Genomic DNA, 2,774 nt, shown 5'->3' with positions numbered 1-2,774 from the left:
TTCCTGTTTTTATTTAATTTTATTTTTTTGCAACAGACACAAGTACTTGCACAGCCCGGGAGTAGTTGTAGTAATCCGCATTACCTTGACTTTTATGATCCGGAACATTTTTATGAAGTTGTTTCGGTAGATTCAAATGGTTTTTGGTATTTGTTTACAGCTAATCAAGATTCACAATTAATTACTATTGAGAATTTTACAGGTACAGACTATATTGATAGTTTGATTGTTTATAAAGATAGTTGTCAAAATTTAACTGTCAAACATACATATGTTTTAGACATTTTAGACGTTCAAGATATTGACATTAGAGATTTAACCATGTTCGAAGATTATTTTATTTACCTTTATTATTCAGGGAGTCAAGAATTAGAATATATTTTAAGAGAACAATCTGGAAAAAGTACGGTTAACTGTCTTCGAGGCTATGGTATTTGGTTTCATGAATTGCATTTTGAAAACGAAGATTCAGTTGAACTTAAAACTTATAAAGGCAATTGCAATATAGATAATTCATGTGATTGTTGTAATTTTTTTTGTAAGTATAATATTGGCGAAAAAATGTATTTATATCCTAAATACACTGGCGGTCTATGGGTTTTAACAGATACAGACTTTACTATTTATTATGAAAATAACATAATAGATCAGTTTAACCTTTTGGCAGGAAATCAACATGAACTTCTCATTAATAATTATGGTGATTATATGATTGATGTTACATTTCATTACTCTAATGATTCATCATTTAACAGACTTTATTGTTTCACAATTGAAGGACTAGTCTTTCCGGATATTACCCCTGACAATACAAATGTTTGTCTTGGAAATCCAGTAACATTTTCATTTCCAACACCTGACCCAGGTTGGGATATTTATACGCACAGACTTAATTATGGTGATGGCAATTCTACACTCCTTAACTCAGGTTCAAGTTCATATGAATATTACTATAACTCAGCAGGAGTTTATTACCCTTACTTAGAATCACATGATCCAAATAATATTAGTTGTAGTACTACAATATATTTAGACTCAATTGTTGTCGAAGAACCAACTGCCGATTTTGACTATTCTATTCAAAATTGTTATTCAGTGCAATTTGAAAATAATTCTGTTTGCTTTACCGACTTTATTTGGTATTTTGGTGATGGAAACTCTTCTAATGATGAAGAACCACTTCACACTTATGATGAACCCGGAACTTATGATGTCATTCTAATTGGTTATAACAATAATTATCTAGACTGGGTGATAAAACCTGTTTTAATAGAGTTCCCCGATGCACCAATTCTTGAAGAGTATTCTCCTATTCTTTGTGATAATGAAATATTTATAGAAGTATTAAACTTCGACTCTAACTTTACATATTATTTTGACAACTATAACAATATAACAAAAGCATCAATGGATGGTAATAATGTTTATATAGTTGGAAATGACATATCCTCTTATGCAAGTGTTGAACTTTTTGTAGAAGACCAAAATGGATGTACAAATAGTATCCTAATTGAATTTCAACCACAGTGTATTTTAGACATTAATCACATTTTTTGTAACGCTTTAGCTTCTGAAGTAATAAGCGATTTAAGTTTAACTAATAATACCTATGCTTCATCACAGCCAATTTTATTTAACGGGGTATTTACAATTGACGTGGATTTTACTTTTCAGACTGCTCCAAATGTTTTATTCGGTCCGGATGCCCGTATAGAAGTCCAAAGCGGAAGTGTTTTACACGTGATTAGACATTCAACATTGCAATCAGGTTGCCCTTATATGTGGGATGGCATTAAAGTGCAAGATGGCGGCAGTTTGTATGTAGAAACTTCTACGATAAAAGATGCTCAAGAAGCTATTAAATCGGAAAACGGTGCTTATTTTAATTTACATAACTCAGATTTTATTGATAATTTTGTAAACGTAAGAGTCATGCCTTATCATTTATCACATAATCACTTTATGCGAAATGTAAACTTTTATACAGACAACGGATTATTAGATCCCTTTTATGGAGAAAATAGTGCAATAGGAATCGAAATTATTGACAATGAAGATTTTGTTATAGAGGACAATATCAACCACCATATACATTTTGATAATATTGATACTGCTGTGCATGTAATTAATTCAAATGTTGATATTTACCACATAACCGGAGTAGATTTAGATTATGGCATAGTTGCAAGTAGGGAGACTTCAGGAATCAGAAGCATCAGCGTTTTAGGTGATTTACAAAAAAATGTTCAGCTCGAAGGGAGAAATACAGGGATTTATGTTGAAGGATATGCAAATATAAATATAGAAGATACAGAAATTTCTGATTTTGACAATGGCATTTGGTTATATAATGGGTTTTGGATTGGAACGGTTAATATTGACGGAAATCAAATTGTAAGATGCCAGACAACAGGAATTTTACTTCACGAATTAAAACAGCTCACAATTTTTGTTAATGAAAATGATATTGATGTGCAATATAGTTTTAACTTAGGGAAAGGTATTGTTTTTAATGGTTTGCCGGAATTTAACTTGGACTCAGAACCTCAACAAGGTTTACCGCATATCTTACAAATTACAGAAAATGATATTAATAATTACAGGATTGGCATTGAAAAAATAAATAACGGAAGTTTAAGTACAACCATTGGAGGGAATGAAATAATTATGACTAAAAATGATTATTTAGGTGTATTTTATGCTAAAACAACGGGCATTCGGGTCGGAAACTCTGTGGGAAATACTTACGTAATTTGTAATCAATGTAAAGGTGA

At 31.1% G+C, this 2,774-nt stretch carries 1 protein-coding gene; it reads left to right on the top strand.

The features are described from left to right. A partial coding sequence (locus tag EA412_00530; protein TVR84155.1) for a hypothetical protein occupies positions 1 to 2,774 on the top strand: 2,774 nt, incomplete at both ends.

Source organism: Chitinophagaceae bacterium (assembly GCA_007695095.1).
Taxonomy (GTDB): domain Bacteria; phylum Bacteroidota; class Bacteroidia; order Chitinophagales; family REEL01; genus REEL01.
The sequence above is the reverse complement of the archived record's forward strand: the minus strand, read 5'-3'. Positions and strand labels throughout refer to the sequence as shown.